Origin of the sequence: Hydrotalea flava (genome assembly GCF_001623405.1) — a bacterium.
Lineage (GTDB): Bacteria > Bacteroidota > Bacteroidia > Chitinophagales > Chitinophagaceae > Hydrotalea > Hydrotalea flava.
Genome location: NZ_LUHG01000041.1, coordinates 24,346 through 42,191, shown reverse-complemented (window position 1 = coordinate 42,191; position 17,846 = coordinate 24,346). Strand labels below are relative to the sequence as shown.

Genomic DNA, 17,846 nt, shown 5'->3' with positions numbered 1-17,846 from the left:
CGTATAAAATAAATTATTTATGAATACCATTGATTCACATACAAAAATTTCAAAGATTCTGCAAGAAAATAAAGCAGCAATTGAAGCCATTGTCTGTTTGGCAAAGCCTTTGGAAAAATTAAGAAATCCATTGATGCGAAAAATAATGGCATCCAGAGTTACTATTGCTGAGGCTGCTAAAATGGGCGGTTGTACCATTGACGATTTTAAAAAAGCATTGCAACCACTCGGATTTGTTTTTGAAGAATCAACAACCGATGCGCTTGCAAATAATAGCGTTGTTGAAAAACCCCAGTGGTTGATCCATACACCCATTGAGCAGATTCATTTTTTTGATGTACGGCCAATGCTACAATCAGGTAACGACCCTTTAAAAGAAATTATACAACGTTTAAAAGGTATGGCACCGCAAGGCATTCTCTGTATTATTAATTCATTTATTCCGGTACCACTCATTCGTTTATTAGAAAAAGATCAGGCATTGTCTTTTACCGAAACTATATCTGATACAGAGTATCGTACTTATTTTCTGAAGGTAGATAAGCAAAAAGACGTTGCAGCAGCTCAACAAGATTTTGTTATTATGGAAGATACTGATTCTTTTCAACAAATCATCAATAAATACACTGCCCATAAAATTGTTACCATTGATGTGCGTTCAATACCTATGCCCGGCCCTATGGAAGCAATACTTTCTCAATTAGAACAATTAAAGAATGATGAAATTTTATTGGTACATCACAAGCGAATTCCTGTGTATTTGCTGGAGTCGCTGGCCGATCAATCCTGGATAGTGCATATTCACAGCATTAGTGATACTGCGGTAAATATGTTGATTCATAAAAAATAAAATTATGGCCGATATTAATATTGCTAAAGCACCCAAAGGTTATGCAGTATTGCCATTTTATGCTGTAGGCAGTTTGTTTTTCTTAACCTTATCAGCCCTGCTTTTTTTTTCTCATCAAATTGTTATTGTACAATTTTTACATCCGCATATTCTGGCAATTGTTCATGCCACAACTTTGGGTTGGGTTACTATGGTAATTTTTGGCGCTTCGTATCAGTTACTGCCTGTAATTTGCGAAAGAAATTTATTTAGTAACGTACTGGCATTGTTGTCATTTTTTATTTTATTACCCGGCGTTATCATTCTCATCATTTCCTTTTGGTTTTTTTTAACCGGTTTTTGGATGATTACCGGCGGCTCATTGGTTGTAATAGTTGCAATTTTATATGCAATTAACGCAACGGGCACTGCTCAAACATGCAATAAGCATTCCATTCAAAAATGTTTTGTTCTAAGTGCTGCTTTTTGGCTATTGGTTACCACTATTTTCGGATTATTATTGGCCATCCATTTAGTATTTCCAATTTTTAATTCTAGTCAGTTGAAATTGATTGCCATGCATGCGCATATTGGATTTGCAGGCTGGTTTTTACAATTAATTACCGGTGTATCTTCTAAACTGGTACCCATGTTTTTATTGAGCAGAAATAAGCCCAATGGTTTTTTGCAAGGTGCATTTTGGTTTCAAAATGCCGGATTGCTTATTTTGATTATTGCAGCCCTATTGGGTTTATGGAATGGTTTCATTTGGATAAGTTACATATTGGTTGTTGCAGGCATTTTATGCTGGTTATTTTATATTGTAGCTACTTATAAAAGTAGGGTGCGAAAGCCACTCGATTTTCAAATGCGGTTTACTTTACTTTCATTTCTATTTCTTTTTCTAGCGTTAATTCTGCTCCCTTTTTTGATGCATGGTTGGGGTATGCCATACATTCAATTATATGGGTTACTTATTTTAATGGGTTGGTTATCGGGTATTATTTTAGGCCAAACATTTAAAACATTACCGTTTATTGTATGGAACGATCATTATAAAGCTTTGAATGGGAAAGTAAAGGTTCCGTTGCCAAAGCATTTGTATCATGAAAATTTTGTAAAACTGAATTTTTATTTTTTTATCGCTGCACTGGTAATGCTATGCGCCGGACTATTGTTCAGTGAAAATATTTTGATGTTGGCGGGTAGTATTCTTTGGTTGTTGTTGGCTATTTTTTTTGTGTGGAATGTTTTCACGATTTTATTACATAAAACAAGAAAATTATGATTATAATTTCGAAAAATGATCAGTTTTATACCGAAAAATCAAAAATATTGCAGGCGTTGTATCAGGTAATTGATCCTGAACTATTCATTAATATAGTTGATTTGGGTTTGGTATATGATATTGTATTTTCTGAAAACAATATTACCATTGAAATGACTTTATCTACCCCACATTGTCCTTTGGGTGATGCCATTACTTTCGGAGTTAAAAATGCTTTATCTGTGTACTATCCGAATCATGAAATAACTGTTCAATTAGTGTGGGAACCCAAGTGGACTTTTGAAATGATGACAGACACGGGTAAAAAATTATTAGGGATTGCTTAAACCTTTTCATGCATAATAATATCATTTCTTTTCATATAATTTTTGGTAATGAAACAAAGCAGGTGCATACCTATACCAATGCTTACAGAAACCTGATGCATTTGTTAGAAGATCAATTTAATGTAGAAGATTTTGGAGAATGCCGGGGAATGGGTAAATGCGTTATCTGTATGATTGAAGTAATAACTGCACCCAATTTGTTGGAGGGCTTGCAACGAAATGAAATGACTACATTGAAAAAAGCAGCTATGTTGAAAAAAAATATTCAATTATCCTGTCAGATATTCATCAATGATAGTTTGCAGGATGCGGTTCAGAAAATTTATGAATGGCAATGAAAGTGCTTATTACCCCCAAGTTCCAATATCTACTAAAAGAGGCTTTAGCCTCTTTTTTTTGTAGCGCTTATTTGCTTTTTTCGTCATTGACGTTCCGTTTTAAGAAGGCTTTATTAAAAATTACTGAATTACTGAAAAGGTTATAAGAAAGCATGTTAAGGCACAAACTAAGGTATTACCATTTAAACTTTACAGATGAGTGATTCAATACTTTCTGGCAATAATTCAAAATTAAAAAAGCCTCATCAATTTTTTTGATAAGGCTTTTTTTGTTGTTTGTGATCCCGCTGGGACTCGAACCCAGGGCCCATACATTAAAAGTGTATTGCTCTACCAACTGAGCTACGGAATCATCCCGTTTGTTTTTGGGAGTGCAAAAATAGGCGAAAAGTTTTTCTGTCCAAATTTTTTTCAAATCTATTGTAAAGATATTTATTCACAACCTACAACAACAGAACCTTATTTTTGCAAATAATAATTTGAATCATGGTATTTAATAATAAAGTTGTTGTAATTACCGGTGGCTCTGAAGGAATTGGAAAGGCACTGGTAGAGGCTTTTATGGTGCAGGGTGCTAAAGTGGCTACCTGTGGCCGTAATTACGATAAATTATATTTTTTACAATCCATCCATGCAGGCAAACCTTTAATGGTTCAGGCTGCAGATGTTAGCAATGAAACTGATTGTAAAAATTTTATAAATGCGGTAATTAAATTGTATGGCACCATCGATATTTTAATTAATAATGCGGGCATTTCCATGCGTTCGCTTTTTAAAGAAACCAATTTAGAAACGCTGAAACGTTTAATGGACGTAAATTTTTGGGGTGCTGTTTATTGTACAAAATATGCATTACCCTACATTATTCAAAACAAGGGAACTGTTATGGGTGTTTCGTCCATTGCAGGATACAGGGGTTTACCGGGACGAAGCGGTTATTCTGCGTCAAAATTTGCCATGAATGGCTGGCTGGAAGCATTAAGAACAGAATTAATGGATGAGGGTGTGAATGTAATGTGGGTTTGCCCTGGCTTTACTGCATCTAATATTCGCAATGCAGCATTAAACAAAGATGCGCAACCACAAGGTGAAAGTCCGATGGATGAATCGAAATTAATGACGGCAGAAACCTGTGCCATATATATCATGAAAGCAATTGAAAAACGAAAACGTACATTGGTGCTTACTTCGCAGGGAAAACAAACCGTATGGCTGAATAAATTTTTTCCAGCACTGGCAGATCGACTTATCAAAAAGTTTTTTTATAAACAAGGTGAGTTGGTAAAATAATATTATTGCATCCAACGTTCCACAAGCATGTCAATTGTTACTTTATCATCCGATATTGGTGTTCAGGATTATATTTTAGGGGCTATTAAGGGTCAAATAATTACGCAATTTGCACAAGCCAATATTGTAGATATCAATCACGATTTAAATGCTAATAATTATCCGCATGTGGCATATATATGTAATCATGCATTCAAATATTTTCCAAAAGGCACCATTCACTTAATTTTGGTAGATTGTTTTGAAGGAAATAACGAACAATTTATTTTAGCTGAAGTAAATGGACAAATTATTATATGTCCTGACAATGGCCTCCTAACCATGATTGCTGAAAAGCAACATATTCAGCCATTTTCTATTTCAGTTCATTCAGCTGCTACTATTTTAGAAATTACACAAATATTGGCAGGCATTATTGGAAGATTATTGCAGGGAGAGCCCTTAATCCGGCTTGCTGATACAGCTATTACTTTTCAACAAAAAATTTCTTTACAACCCTCTATGGGTAATGATTGGATAGAAGGTCAGGTATTATTTATTGATAAATTTGATAATGTAATTATCAATATTTCAAATCAGCAATTTCAGGAAGCAGCAGTCAACCGGCCATTTGAAATTAGCATCCCAAATAATGTTTCCATCAATAAAATCAGTAAAAGTTATGCTGATGTACCCAGGGGCGAGGTGCTGGCTATGTTTAATGCTGCAGGATATTTAGAACTGGCTGTTAATAATGGTAAAATGGCTGCATTATTTGGTCTACGCAGTTTTGCATCCAATAAAAATGCACCGGGCAGTCTGCATGCCAATGCCTTATTTTATCAAACTATAAGAATTTATTTTCTTAAAATATCATGATTAAATTAGTATAAAGAATTTTTTGCAATGAAATCTTATTCCTTTTTGAACTCTCTTTTTTCCATTTGCAGATTAGCCAGTATTTTTGCATCTGTTATTTTTTGGTTGTACAATATTGTTTTCAACCACTCATCTTAATTATTTAAATTATGGCATACGATGTTATTGTAATTGGAAGCGGACCAGGAGGGTATCCCGCTGCAATCAGAGCTTCACAATTAGGTTTTAAAGTAGCGATTATAGAAAAAGAAAGTTTAGGTGGTATTTGTTTAAACTGGGGCTGTATACCCACCAAGGCATTAATTAAAAGTGCGAATGTGTACGATTACATAAAACATAGTGCTAACTATGGTATTAATGCAACCGGTACGCAGGATTTTCCGGCCGTAATTCAGCGAAGCAGGGGTGTGGCAGATAAAATGAGTAAAGGCGTTCAATTTTTGATGAAGAAAAATAAAATTGACGTGATTATGGGTACCGGTAAAGTAAAAGGCAAAGGTAAAGTTGAAGTAACTGCTGCGGAAGGTACCAAAAAAATCATCGAATCAAAATATATTGTGATTGCAACCGGTGGCAGAAGCCGCGAATTGCCGAATTTAAAACAGGACGGTAAAAAAGTAATTGGTTATCGTGAAGCAATGGTATTACCGGTTCAGCCCAAAAGCATGATTATTGTAGGCAGTGGTGCAATAGGAGTAGAGTTTGCTTATGTATACAACAGCATGGGTACAAAAGTTACCATTGTTGAATTTTTGTCTCGAATTGTGCCGGTAGAAGATGAAGAAATTTCAAAAGAATTGGAAAAACAATACAAAAAACAAGGTATTGAAATTTTTACCAATGCATCGGTTGAAAGTGTAGATACTTCAGATAATGGCGTTAAAGCACAGGTGAAGAAACAGGATGGCAGTATGATGACTTTAGAAGCAGATATTGTTTTAAGTGCCGTAGGTGTTGTAGCCAATATAGAAAATATAGGGCTGGAAGAAAATGGCATTAAAACCGAAAAAGGTAAAATTATTGTTGATAAATATCAGCAAACTACCATACCCGGTATTTATGCAATAGGCGACTGTACGCCCGGTCAGGCTTTGGCACATGTTGCCTCAAAAGAAGGAATTAATGCAGCAGAGCATATGGCTTATTTAGAAAAGAAAATAGCACATTTGCCCGATGTAATTGATTATAACAATGTTCCAGGTTGTACCTATTGTACACCCGAAATTGCCAGTGTTGGTTATACTGAAAAAGCAGCAAAAGAAGCAGGGTATGATATTAAGGTTGGTAAATTCCCTTTTATTGCCAGCGGTAAAGCCAGCGCTGCAGGTGCTACAGAAGGTTTTGTAAAAGTAATTTTCGATGCAAAATATGGTGAGTTTCTGGGTTGCCACATGATTGGTGCCAATGTAACAGAAATGATAGCAGAAGCCGTTGTTGCCAGAAAATTAGAAACAACTGCCCATGAAATTTTAAATGCTATACATCCGCATCCAACCATGAGTGAAGGTTTGAAAGAAGCTACTGCTGCTGCTTATGGTGAAGCAATTGATATTTAGTTGTAAAGTAAATTGCTTATAGAAAAAGTTCAGTGCCAATTGAAACACTGAACTTTTTTTATGGTTGTACATGTTAAAAATTTATATATAATAATTTTGAATGAACGCTTGTGAAAATTTTGATGGGTTGCTTTGTACGGAGGGTGTTAAAACAAAAAAACCGGGACAAGCCCGGTAATGATTCATTCTGTCTATTTTTCTTACTTCACAGAAGCTACTAAAGATTTAAAACTTTCAGGATTATTCATGGCTAAGTCAGCCAATACTTTTCTGTCTAAATCTATGCCTTTCACAGACAATTTGTGAATAAACTGGCTATACGTTAATCCTTCTTCTCTTACGGCAGCATTAATACGTGCAATCCACAATTGGCGATATTCTCTTTTTTTCAGTTTACGACCAACATAACTGTAGGTCATCCCTTTCTCAACAATGTTTTTAGCTACGGTATAAACGTTTTTACGTTTACCATAGTAGCCTTTAGCCTGATCTAATATTTTTTTTCTTCTTGCTCTTGAAGCAACTGCATTAACGGAACGTGGCATATTTTAATATTTTAACTCTTTTAAAAGAGATGGTGTAATAATTTTATTTTAAACGTAATAAGCGCATTACAAAATCTTTGTTGGTAGAACCAACAAGACCTTTTTTGTTGAGTGTTCTTTTTCTTTTCTTGGTTTTCTTGGTAAGAATGTGTCGTTTAAAAGCTTTTTGGAAGGTTATTTCACCTGTTCCGGTAACTTTAAAGCGTTTTTTTGCGCTTGAGTTTGTTTTAACTTTTGGCATAAATAATCTTTTATTCAGATTACACCCTGCTGGTGGTATCCACGGGGATACACTTGTTGAACCTTACGGGAAAATTTTGGAGTGCAAAAGTAGGTATAAATAAACATATTTAGCAAGATTAGTCCATAATATTTTTTGCAATCATTTTATTATAGCCAGATCAGACTGTATAATAAACATTTTCAAAGCATGATGGTAACAATCTACCTATCACTGATCTGGCTGTGAGTTTCATCTGGTTTTTACTCAATTTTAGTTTTATAAGGCAATAAATGGTTGTTTCTGATTCGCAATCCATTGATTAATGGCAGGAACATTTTTTTGCAGCAGGTTTCTAAAATTGTTGAATTGTATGTCAATTTGCTCTTTTAGATTTTGATAGCTGCTGTACATAGAAGCAGTGGGAGGGGCATCTGCTTGCTGAACGGCTACATTGAGTGCCGACAATTTTTCTTCTAACCGAACCGGAAAACGTAAATCATCCTCACTTGCTAAAATTTTAGGATTCATTAAAGTTATTTCAACTATCGTTAAACTATCTAATAATGGTTTTGTAAGTGCATTGAATTGTTGAATAGAATCTGAATGGGAAAGTGTGCCGGCAAAATCCTGAATTTTTTTCCTGATCTTCCGTATGTTTTTTGTTGTAGTTCCAATTACATTGAGGGTATTGTGAATTTGTTGGGCTAATTCAAATTGCTTTGCCAGATCATTTGTTCCAAATGTATTTCTTGGGTCGTTTACAATGGTGAGGGGTTGTTTCTGAATCAATTTATCACCAACATACAATGCAATGGTATAATTTCCGGGCACTGCCATTGGGCCGGTTAAAGCACCTTCAAAAGTGGCAGAAGTATCAGCTTTTGCATCCGGGTAGCGCAAATCCCAGATAAATGTATTCATTCCGCTATCTGCTGTTAAAATACCGGATTGTTTTTTCTTGTGATTTTCAATAAAATTTTGATTGTGCGTAATGGATTCTCCAAAATAATTTTTTTGAGAAGAATAGGTAATAATACTGTCGCCCTTTTCAGTTTGAATGGCTAAACGTACCTCACCGGATGGTTTATTTTTGAAATAATAATGCACAATAGCACCAGCGGGGGCATTTTGCCCTTCGTGTACCGGTGGGGTAGGGTTATTATTTCCTAAAGGAGTTCTGTATGTATTTTTTGGTTTGAATAAAAAAGCTTTACTCATTGCCATCTGCTCATTTAACTGGTAAAGCGGTGTAATGTCATCTAATACCCAAAATGACCGGCCATGTGTTGCAACCACCAAATCATTATCGCGGGTTTGAACCTGTATGTCTCTTATCGGTGTATTGGGTAGATTGAGTTGCAGGCTTTGCCAATGTTCTCCTTCATCAAACGAAACAAGAATACCGGTTTCTGTGCCGCAATACAAAATGTTTTGGTGGGTTGGGTCTTGTCGAATACAGCGGTTATAGCTTTGAACACCTTCAGAAATAGATGTCCAGGTTTTGCCATAATCATGTGTTTTAAATAAATAGGGTTTGGTATCATCACTTTGATAGCGTGTAGCAGCAACATAACAGGTAGCTGCATCAAAATGAGAGGGTTCCACATAATTAATGAGTGCCCATTTTGGGATGGCTGATGGTGTAACGTTTTGCCATGTTTTGCCATCATCTTTACTTAGATGCACCAACCCATCATCTGAACCGGCCCATAAAACACCTGATTGTACAGGCGATTCTGCAAATGCAAAAATGGTTCCGTATACTTCGGCTAAACTGTTATCTAAAGTAATGGGTCCGCCACTGGGCTGAAGGGTTGCCGGATCATTTCTGGTTAAATCCGGGCTGATGGTTTCCCAGGTTTGTCCGCCATCGGTTGTTCGGTGCACATGGTTAGAAGTAACATACATCATTTTATTATTGTGCGGCGAAAAAGCGATGGGATAGGTCCAATTAAAGCGATATTTCATTACAATAGCCCCTTCTCCGCTGTGCTGTTCGGAATAAACGGATATATTTCTGTTTTGATCGGTTAATTTATTGTAGGTACTAAGTTGTCCGTCATATTCTCCTCCATAAGTGATTTGTGCATTCAGGGGGTCAGGTACAATATAACCGGCTTCTCCACCTGCCACCGGGTACCAGTCACGTATACCAATTCCTTCATTGGCAGTTCGGCTGGCAATTCTAACACTTGTATTGTCTTGTTGTGCACCATATACATGATATGGAAATTCATTATCTAAGTTTACATGGTAAAACTGAGCAGTAGGTAAATCAGGTGCAGTAAATTTTTTACCACCATCAAAAGTAATTTGCGGGCCGCCATCATCGCCCATTATCCAGTTAGATGGGTTTTGAGGATTTATCCACATATCATGGTTATCGCCATGCCTATTGGTAATTTTTTCCCAGTTACAGCCATCGTCAATCGATTTCCAAAATTCTACATTCAACACATAAACCGTATTGGGGTTTTTGGTATCGGCAAAAATCTGGCTAAAGTACCATGGGCGTTGGGTTAAATCGTTTTTGGTACTTACCAATTGCCAAGTAGCACCACCATCCTCTGAACGAAATACACCACTGTGTTCATTTTCAACAATGGCCCAAATTCTTTCATGCTGCACCGGAGAGATGGTGCAAATCATTTTTCCTTTTAATCCCTTGGGCATACCCGGATTTTCGGAAAGCAACTGCCAGGTATTGCCCCCATCCAGCGACTTATATAAACCCGAGCCCCTGCCACCGCTGCTTAATGAATAAGGAGTTCGATAAGCCTGCCACATGGAAGCATAAACGATGAATGGGTTTACCGGATCTATTTTCACATCCACACAACCGGTACTATCATTCACATACAAAATTTGTTGCCAGGTATTGCCCCCATCATTGGAACGATATAATCCGCGTTCTTTATTGGCTCCATATACTTTACCCATGGCAGCCGCATAAACCTGATTATCATTTTCAGGATTAATGGCAATGGTTCCAATGGCATAAGTTTTTTCTAAGCCAATATGCTTCCAGCTTTTACCGGCATCGGTAGATTTGTAGATACCATCTCCAAAAGAAATATTGTTACGCATTTCTACCTCACCGGTACCGGCATAAACTATATTTTGATTGATATGTGCTACAGCAATGGCACCCACTGAACTTGAGGTAAAAAAAGAATCAGATACACATTTCCAGGAATTACCCCCATCTGTTGTTTTCCATACGCCGCCTCCGGTTTGTCCGGCATAGTAGGTGTGTGGATCATTGGGTATACCCATTACCGCCAAACACCGGCCTGAACGCCATGGGCCAATATTACGCCAATGCATCCCGTTGTATAAATGAAGGTCATAGACGGGTTTGTTTTTTGAAGTGCTTTGATACTGAGCAGATACTTGCAGCAATGTGCCTATCAATAAAATACCTAAACAGATTTTTTTAGAAAAGCATTTGAATGGAAGCATAGTGTTAGTCTTGTAAATATGATTAAAATCGGAAAAAATATTTCCAGAATACTAATATATAAATTTAAAATTGATTTTTTTCTTTTAACCAACACTATGCTATTTTAATTGTTTTATAATGTCTGAATTTACACTTTTTCGCCAAAAGTTTATAAAAAAGCAGCATGTTTTGCAAAAATTGAATCTTCTTTATTACAATTGTAAAATGTGGAAGGAAGTTATTATTACCGGCTGTAATGCAAGTATTTAAAATAAGATATAATTAGAAAAAATAGTTATTTGCTTAGAATTTATCAATAGAATACCGGTTTTATTGAAAATAATGTGTATTTTAACATGCTTATACAATATTTTATTCCCTCTGCCGTTTAATGAAATTAAGTAATTATATAATGGTTTTTCATTGATGCTTATCTGGGTGATAATTCATGAAAAATAAAAAACCAATTACGACTCCCGGTTTCAGAATAATTTTTTTGAATATAAAACGGGAGTATCACTTTTATTTTGAACGCATGAATAAGTATTTTACTTTATCGTTTTTATTGGTAGTTTTTAGCACTGTTTTACTGGGTTTTGCACCTAGTGGTTTTTTTCATGTACATTCTTTACATAATGCAAGCAGTTCATTAGGGGAAATAACATTCCCTTCCTTTGAAAGGAATACATCTGTCAAAATCAAACCTGCATTTTCAAACGAACATAATCCTATATCCTTTTCATTTGATAGTGCAATTGCTCCTTTTTCTTGTCCGGCTAAGTTAATTGTACAAAAAGATACCACAATTTGTAAAGGAGATACCGTTACCCTTACTGCCATTAAACCGGTGCATGTTGACAGTGAACCACCCGGGGTTTGGGTATTATTAATTAGTGGAAATAATATTGACCAAACTGCTTTTAACCTCAAGGCATATGGTTATGATAAGGTAAATCAGTATTTGTATTCAATCATTAACAAAAGAATTATTCGGTACGATTTAAAGAACAAAACCAGTACCGAAATTTTTGCCAATAACTGGCCGGGATGGCCGGGTAACTATACCGAATTTACGTATGACTATACCAACAACAGGCTGATTTTATGGCGTGCAGGAACAGACAATGTTTATGCAGTACCGGCTACCGGTGGTGCATGGACACAAATAGGCAACGGTGCTTTTGATAATGCTGACTATAACGCCAGCTCATACTGGAATCCCATCACAAATAGTCCCGGTTTTTATGGAGGTTATGGTGGGTTTACTGTTAAGAACTGGATTTATGAAAATAATTTATCCTGGATACAAAAACGCCCCAATTTAAGTGATTGTAATCCACCAAAAGGTGGAAATTTAATGGGCACATCTGCTGATGGGAAAACTTTGTTTTTATTTTCGGGGCAGGGTAGTTGCGATGGGAATGAATTAAGCGGCACCTGTTCTTTAGGAAGCCCTTGGGCTACAGCCAATGGTATGTTTTGCTGGTTGAAAGATTTATATGCATTGGATTTAAATACGTACACCTTTACCAATATTTTGCCCACTAATAACAGCACTATTCAATATGAAGGTGCTATGACTTACGATTATGACAAGAATAGATTTTATTTATTCGGTGGATTTCAACCAACAGGCGATTACCCATTGAATCAATATTTAGTGAATACCAAAAAAACCTTTCGGTTTAACTGGGGAACTGATAATGGATTCAGTGAGTTTGTAGGAACAGGTGCAGTACCACCTGCTGCTCCTTTAAATGCATCCAACGGTTATGCATATTATGATCCGGTTGATAAAAGAGTGATATGGGCTAGAATTGATGGAATTTGGGCATATTATCCTGATTCTTCTCTTATAAAACAACCCAAACCAACATTAGTATGGTCTACCGGTGATACTACTACTACCATCAAAGTTTATCCTTCACAAACTACCACATATTCTGTTACCTATACCGACAGTCCTTATGTTTGTAAAGATCAGGTTACAATAAAGGTGGATGCGCTAAAAACTTTGTTAGCTGCTACCACAACTGTTTGTAATGACACTTCTAAAGTATTGAATGCCGGTACAGGCTTTACCAGTTACTTATGGTCAACCGGCGATACAACGGCATCTACTACTGTTGATTCAAATGGAGTATATAAAGTTAAAGTAACAGATAGTATTTGTACGGTTACCGATAGTACAAAAGTTCAATTTGCAACAAGTCCAAAACCTTTTACCATTCAGGCAACTTCAGATACAGTTTGCCCGGGTACAGCCGATACATTATCCATAGTGAATCCTGAAACAGGCGTAAATTATAATTGGTATAAAGTGGGTAACAATACACTTTTATTTACTGGTACTTCATATACAACACAACCCATTAGTCAGGCTACCAATTATGTTGTATTAGCCAACACAAATCCACCTATTTGTGCAGCTACAAATGCATCTATTGGCATTCAGGCAGCTTCTGCATTAAGCACACCCGTTGTTCAGGCAGACACCATAACCGCAAACAGTGTTTTGTTTAGTTGGTTACCGGTTCCCGGAGCAGTGAGTTACTTAATCAGTTTAGACAACGGTGCCACCTTTCAGTTACCCGCTGCCGGCCTCACTGCCTTAGAAGAATTGGTAACCGGATTAGGACCCAACCAAACTATCAATTTTAAAGTAAAAGCCTTAGGTAAGTTGGCTTGTCAGGAAAGTGCACCGGGCAGTATTACAGTTACAACTTTAAACCCTATTGGTGATGCCATTTTTATTCCTAATTCATTTACGCCCAATGGAGATGGTAATAATGATTTATTCTTTGTTTATGGGAATACTATAAAGACAATGAAATTGTCTATATACAATCAGTGGGGGCAATTAATTTTTTATACTTCCACACAATCTCAAGGATGGAATGGAAGTTATAATGGTACAAAAATGCCGGTAGGTGTATATTATTATTCCTTCGAAGCAACATTACAGAGTAATGAAAAAGTAAAACGAAGGGGTTCAATAACACTTATTCGTTAAGGAAATCAGGATTGTATGATTAAAATGAGATACTTAATGATTGGTTTATTATTTTGCGTTTCTATTGCAGAAGCGCAAATAGACCCTCATTTTACACAGTATTATGCAAGCCCTATGTGGTTAAATCCTGCAATGACAGGGGTAATAGACGGAGATTATCGAACTACAGCTAATATTCGTAATCAATGGGCATCTGTTGCTACACCATTATTAACGAAAGGGATTAGTTTAGATGCAGCATTACCGAATAATTTTGGAGTTGGTTTAATGGTTTTAAATCAATCAGCGGGCGATGGTGGTTATAATTACACCAATAGTTATTTATCACTTTCTTATCAAGTTCATTTAAGTGAATATAAAAGATTAAGTGGTGGATTTCAATTTGGATTTATTTATCGAGGTGTTGATCCTTCCAAACTAAAATTTGGCAACCAGTTTAATCCATTGGTAGGTTACGATCCCACCTTGCCGTCGAATGAAATTTTTTCAAAAACATCAGCATATACTTTGGATGGAAGCGTTGGCGTAATGTATTATGATGGTGATCCTAATAAAAAAGTAAATCCATTTATTGGAGTAAGTTTATACCATCCCACACAACCAACTGATAAATTTTTACAAGCCAGTAATAGTTTTATACCGGTACGTTATTCCATTCATGCAGGTACCAGAATTGCAGTGAACGATTTATTGCAATTAACGCCACATGTTATTTATGAAAGACAGGGAGCTGCATCTGAAATTGCCGGTGGATTATATCTAAATTATACACTTGATTATACCAAAGATCTTATTGCAGGGGTTATGTACAGAAATAATGATGCCATTGCGCCTAATATTGGAATTAATTTAAATGGTTTTATTGTGGGGCTTAGTTATGATATCAATATTTCAACCCTAAACAGTGCGTCGGCTTACCGGGGCGGTTATGAAATTTCAATCAGTTATGTACATCGCAAAAAAATACCGGCTACTAAGTTTATTTGTCCCCGTCTTTAATCCAACTGCTATTCAGGTTAGTGAATTGTTATTCTGTTGCATTACAGAATAACTTTTTTATTTTAATACTGCACACTTTGCATGCTTCGTCGGTATAATTTCTAATAAATTTTCAAATATGCAATAAATGTTACCCACATAATGTTAAAAACTTATTGGGCTGTTTTTACATCCTTCCTGTAAAGTGTGCCTATATTCACACATAGAAAATCTCTTTTATAACATTAGCATGCTGTATAGAGTTACATTACTAACCTGTTTTTTATTTAAACGCATTACTATATTTTTAGTGATGTTTTTTTGCGTATCTGTTGTAAATGCTCAATCTGTCAGAGCTTACACGAAAAGAGCAGACCAGTTGTTCAAGGAAAAAAATTATTATGGAGCTGCACAGTTGTATCATAAAGCACTTAATGGTAACATTGATAATGGGAATGGAGTATTGCCTTATATACCTGGAGTGCATAAACGCGGCAGAAAGCCAAAAGGGGCAAAAGAAATTTATATTACCCATCAATTAGCTGAATCATACCGGTTATACCACGATTATCAGGATGCTTTGCCAAACTATGAACGATACTTAAGTCTTGAAAAAAAACCGGATATCATGGCCTATTTATGGTATGGAGTATCACTGCGTGCCATGAACGAACCGGATAAAGCGATTGAAGCATTATCGAAATTTACGGCAGAACATACACAGGAAGATGCTTATTCAGCTTTGGCTTTAAAAGAAATGGCAGATTGTCGTTTTAATATTGAAGAACAACAAAACCTGCAACGTTTTTCAATACAAAAAATGCCTGCACCTGTGAATGCATTAGGGTCTAATTATGCGTATACTAAATTAAATGACAGCATTTTTGTTTTTAGCAGTTCCAGACCAGATACTGTTGGAAAAAATAAACAGGTAGTCTACCGATCAACACTGTATCAGTTTAATACCAATCAAAACAATATTAGTAAAGCTTTTCCGCAAGGTTTAGCTTATGATGCTGCCGCAGCACAGTTTTCGGCAGATGGATTGCATATTTATTTTACCGGATGGAATGAAGATCAGCAAAACAAAGCCAATAAATACATCATATATACCGCAACACGTTCAGGTTTGGATGCTCCGTGGGATGCGCCTTATCCTTTAGATACTTTGGTGAATGCAAAAGGCTACAATGCACGCCATCCATTTGTTACAAAAGATGGTAAATTTTTATTTTTTGCTTCAGACAGACCCGGCGGAATGGGAAAATATGATATCTGGAAAATTGCTTTAGAAGATGGTTTGCCAACCGGTACACCCGATAATTTAGGTGCCGCCATTAATACCAGTGAAGATGATGTTGCGCCAGTTTTTATTGCGGATAGTGCCCTTTTGTATTTTAGTTCGAATGGAAGAGTTGGTTTAGGTGGTATGGATATTTATAAAAGTAAAGGCAACATCGTTACCAACCAGTGGAATACTGCTCAAAATTTGGGATTACCCATTAACTCTGTAAAAGATGATATTTATTACAACAGCATTGGCGATGCCGATACTGCTTATTTTACTTCCGATCGTGAATCACCCTGTTGTTTAGAAGTTTTTCAGTCTATTAAATTACCACCATTACCAAATACTTCAAAAGTGTTGGCTATTGATACATCAAAAGCTAATCAAACAGATACCACTGTACAAAATGCGCCCCCTGTTATTACAGTGCCGGTAAATAAGTTAAGTGATGAAGAACAAATGCGCAGGCATATACTCGATTCATTAAACAGCGCAACTGTAAAAAGAGTATCTGTTAATTTTGATTTCTACAAAGCGAAAGTACGTTCGGAAGACAGGAATAGTTTAGATACCATTATACAATTATTGAAAGAAAATCCGGAATTAAATGTAGTAATTGGTTCGTTTACCGATTGTAAAGGCAAATTTGAATTGAACCTGCGTTTATCGAAAGCCCGTTCATTGGCAGTGAAAATGTACCTGATTAAACATCATATTAATGCATCCAGAATTAATGTTGATTTTTATGGTGAACAGCATTTAATATTGCCTTGTAAAGATGATGATACTTACGATACTGCACAACAAATTGTAAATCGCAGATCGGATGTAATTGTAACCAGATCTAAAAATCCCAAATGGGTTCCATCAGGTAAGGAGTTGGATATTGATCAAATTTTAGATGATATTAGAAATGGAAGGCGTCCGTACAGATTTGAGCCGGATGAACCCACAATTAAATCTAACAATAATTTAAAAGCAGAAAGACAATTACTACGGGAAGAAAAAGCACGAGCCAGAGCAGAACATTTAGCTGAGGTGAGAGCAGAAAGAAAATTAAAACAACAACAGCAGGAAGACGCTGCACGCTTAAGAAGAGAAAAAAAAGCAAGGGCAGCAGCCGAACGCAAAGCCAGATTACAGGCAGAAAGAGAAGCCAGACAGGCAGCAGCGCGTAAACAAAAAGAACAGCAAACTGCTGCGAACAATAATCCGTATGTAACTGCAATACCATCAAAAGTTAACAATAATGCGGCTATTACTAAAAATAATATACCACCGCATATTGAAAACGAGTTGTTACAAAAAGACAAAAAAATTGCCACACTCGATTCTATTTCACAAATCAAGAGCAGATTGTTGTTAACCGCCATTAATCACAGATCCATCAATCAGGTGTTTACGGTTTATACTACCTCCGATTCTGTACATGTTGATTTGTATGACAATGGGACTTTTGATCACGATAGTGTATCTGTAATTTACAATTCAGAAATAGTGGCGTACAAACAGGAATTGAAAACTGATAAAGCCATTACTTTTAAAGTGCCGGTAGAGCCGAATGAGAAAAAGAATGAGATGATATTCTTTGCTGAAAATTTAGGCGATATACCACCTAACTCTGCATTGATGGTAATTACAGATGATCAGGGAAAACGCACTGAAGTGAGTATTTCGAACGATTTAATGCATAATACTATTATTTACTTTGTAAAATTGAAGAAGCAATAATTACTAACCATTTCTATTCCTTTGGTATTGCAAACCCTTTTTAAACTTTGTTTGAAGAGGGTTTTTTATATACAACAGGTAACTGGATGAACGGGAAACGCGTAATCATAAATTTTGCATGTGATGAACATGTATACACGT

The 17,846-nt window shown here is 36.1% G+C and carries 13 protein-coding genes and 1 tRNA gene; 10 read left to right on the top strand and 4 right to left on the bottom strand.

All coding sequences use genetic code 11. From position 1 onward, the window contains the following. The first annotated feature begins 19 nt into the window (after positions 1–19). From A0F92_RS03705 to A0F92_RS03690, 4 genes are read left to right on the top strand one after another with little or no spacing between them, the layout of a single operon-like run. Positions 20–850, top strand: coding sequence for a DUF2249 domain-containing protein (locus tag A0F92_RS03705; RefSeq protein WP_068241833.1), 831 nt, complete (start codon positions 20–22; stop codon positions 848–850). Positions 851–854: 4 nt separating this feature from the next. Then, positions 855–2,117, top strand: a complete 1,263-nt coding sequence (locus tag A0F92_RS03700) for a hypothetical protein (RefSeq protein ID WP_068241831.1) — start codon at positions 855–857, stop codon at positions 2,115–2,117. Further along, the gene (locus A0F92_RS03695; RefSeq protein ID WP_068241829.1) at positions 2,114–2,443 is read left to right on the top strand and encodes a metal-sulfur cluster assembly factor; all 330 of its coding nucleotides are present in this window, start codon (positions 2,114–2,116) and stop codon (positions 2,441–2,443) included. The genes A0F92_RS03700 and A0F92_RS03695 overlap by 4 nt, the downstream gene beginning before the upstream one ends. 8 nt (positions 2,444–2,451) lie before the next feature. Beyond that, entirely contained in the window at positions 2,452–2,781 is a 330-nt protein-coding gene (locus A0F92_RS03690; RefSeq protein WP_068241827.1) for a 2Fe-2S iron-sulfur cluster-binding family protein, read from the top strand. 279 nt (positions 2,782–3,060) lie between these two features. Here the strand turns inward: A0F92_RS03690 and A0F92_RS03685 are convergent. Then, positions 3,061–3,133: transfer RNA gene (locus tag A0F92_RS03685), tRNA-Lys, on the bottom strand. Between the two features lie 134 nt (positions 3,134–3,267). Between A0F92_RS03685 and A0F92_RS03680 the strand changes: the two genes are divergently transcribed. The 3 genes from A0F92_RS03680 to lpdA all read left to right on the top strand — a co-directional run bounded on the left by A0F92_RS03680 (position 3,268) and on the right by lpdA (position 6,485). Then, positions 3,268–4,071 (top strand): SDR family oxidoreductase, encoded by an 804-nt coding sequence (locus A0F92_RS03680; RefSeq protein ID WP_068241824.1) that lies wholly within the window; start codon positions 3,268–3,270, stop codon positions 4,069–4,071. A 27-nt stretch (positions 4,072–4,098) separates the two neighbouring features. After that, positions 4,099–4,929 carry an SAM hydrolase/SAM-dependent halogenase family protein gene (locus tag A0F92_RS03675; RefSeq protein WP_068241821.1) on the top strand — a complete coding sequence of 277 codons (831 nt, stop codon included), beginning with the start codon at positions 4,099–4,101 and terminating at the stop codon, positions 4,927–4,929. 149 nt (positions 4,930–5,078) lie between these two features. Continuing rightward, positions 5,079–6,485: a dihydrolipoyl dehydrogenase gene (lpdA, locus tag A0F92_RS03670; protein ID WP_068241819.1), complete on the top strand. Its 1,407-nt coding sequence runs from the start codon at positions 5,079–5,081 to the stop codon at positions 6,483–6,485. 200 nt (positions 6,486–6,685) lie between these two features. Here lpdA and rplT read toward each other — a convergent pair whose 3' ends face one another. The 3 genes from rplT to A0F92_RS03655 all read right to left on the bottom strand — a co-directional run bounded on the left by rplT (position 6,686) and on the right by A0F92_RS03655 (position 10,715). Next, entirely contained in the window at positions 6,686–7,030 is a 345-nt protein-coding gene (rplT, locus tag A0F92_RS03665) for a 50S ribosomal protein L20 (RefSeq protein ID WP_068241817.1), read from the bottom strand. Between the two features lie 43 nt (positions 7,031–7,073). Next, entirely contained in the window at positions 7,074–7,271 is a 198-nt protein-coding gene (rpmI, locus tag A0F92_RS03660) for a 50S ribosomal protein L35 (RefSeq protein WP_068241815.1), read from the bottom strand. 258 nt (positions 7,272–7,529) lie between these two features. After that, positions 7,530–10,715: a sialidase family protein gene (locus A0F92_RS03655; RefSeq protein ID WP_068241812.1), complete on the bottom strand. Its 3,186-nt coding sequence runs from the start codon at positions 10,713–10,715 to the stop codon at positions 7,530–7,532. A 515-nt stretch (positions 10,716–11,230) separates the two neighbouring features. On the opposite strand from A0F92_RS03655, the gene A0F92_RS03650 reads away from it, so the two are divergent. The 3 genes from A0F92_RS03650 (at position 11,231) to A0F92_RS03640 (ending at position 17,705) form a co-directional block, all read left to right on the top strand. Then, positions 11,231–13,708, top strand: coding sequence for a gliding motility-associated C-terminal domain-containing protein (locus A0F92_RS03650; RefSeq protein WP_167516787.1), 2,478 nt, complete (start codon positions 11,231–11,233; stop codon positions 13,706–13,708). 15 nt (positions 13,709–13,723) lie between these two features. Beyond that, positions 13,724–14,707: a PorP/SprF family type IX secretion system membrane protein gene (locus tag A0F92_RS03645; RefSeq protein ID WP_068241808.1), complete on the top strand. Its 984-nt coding sequence runs from the start codon at positions 13,724–13,726 to the stop codon at positions 14,705–14,707. Between the two features lie 292 nt (positions 14,708–14,999). Next, positions 15,000–17,705, top strand: coding sequence for an OmpA family protein (locus tag A0F92_RS03640; protein ID WP_068241806.1), 2,706 nt, complete (start codon positions 15,000–15,002; stop codon positions 17,703–17,705). Positions 17,706–17,846: the final 141 nt, after the last annotated feature.

Coding starts and splice junctions, on each gene's coding strand:
- A0F92_RS03650 (WP_167516787.1), top strand. CDS start 11,231: ATGAATAAGTATTTTACTTTATCGTTTTTATTGGTAGTTTTTAGCACT.
- A0F92_RS03675 (WP_068241821.1), top strand. CDS start 4,099: ATGTCAATTGTTACTTTATCATCCGATATTGGTGTTCAGGATTATATT.
- A0F92_RS03680 (WP_068241824.1), top strand. CDS start 3,268: ATGGTATTTAATAATAAAGTTGTTGTAATTACCGGTGGCTCTGAAGGA.
- A0F92_RS03695 (WP_068241829.1), top strand. CDS start 2,114: ATGATTATAATTTCGAAAAATGATCAGTTTTATACCGAAAAATCAAAA.
- A0F92_RS03705 (WP_068241833.1), top strand. CDS start 20: ATGAATACCATTGATTCACATACAAAAATTTCAAAGATTCTGCAAGAA.
- A0F92_RS03655 (WP_068241812.1), bottom strand. CDS start 10,715: ATGCTTCCATTCAAATGCTTTTCTAAAAAAATCTGTTTAGGTATTTTA.
- A0F92_RS03645 (WP_068241808.1), top strand. CDS start 13,724: ATGATTAAAATGAGATACTTAATGATTGGTTTATTATTTTGCGTTTCT.
- rpmI (WP_068241815.1), bottom strand. CDS start 7,271: ATGCCAAAAGTTAAAACAAACTCAAGCGCAAAAAAACGCTTTAAAGTT.
- A0F92_RS03700 (WP_068241831.1), top strand. CDS start 855: ATGGCCGATATTAATATTGCTAAAGCACCCAAAGGTTATGCAGTATTG.
- A0F92_RS03640 (WP_068241806.1), top strand. CDS start 15,000: ATGTTTTTTTGCGTATCTGTTGTAAATGCTCAATCTGTCAGAGCTTAC.
- A0F92_RS03690 (WP_068241827.1), top strand. CDS start 2,452: ATGCATAATAATATCATTTCTTTTCATATAATTTTTGGTAATGAAACA.
- rplT (WP_068241817.1), bottom strand. CDS start 7,030: ATGCCACGTTCCGTTAATGCAGTTGCTTCAAGAGCAAGAAGAAAAAAA.
- lpdA (WP_068241819.1), top strand. CDS start 5,079: ATGGCATACGATGTTATTGTAATTGGAAGCGGACCAGGAGGGTATCCC.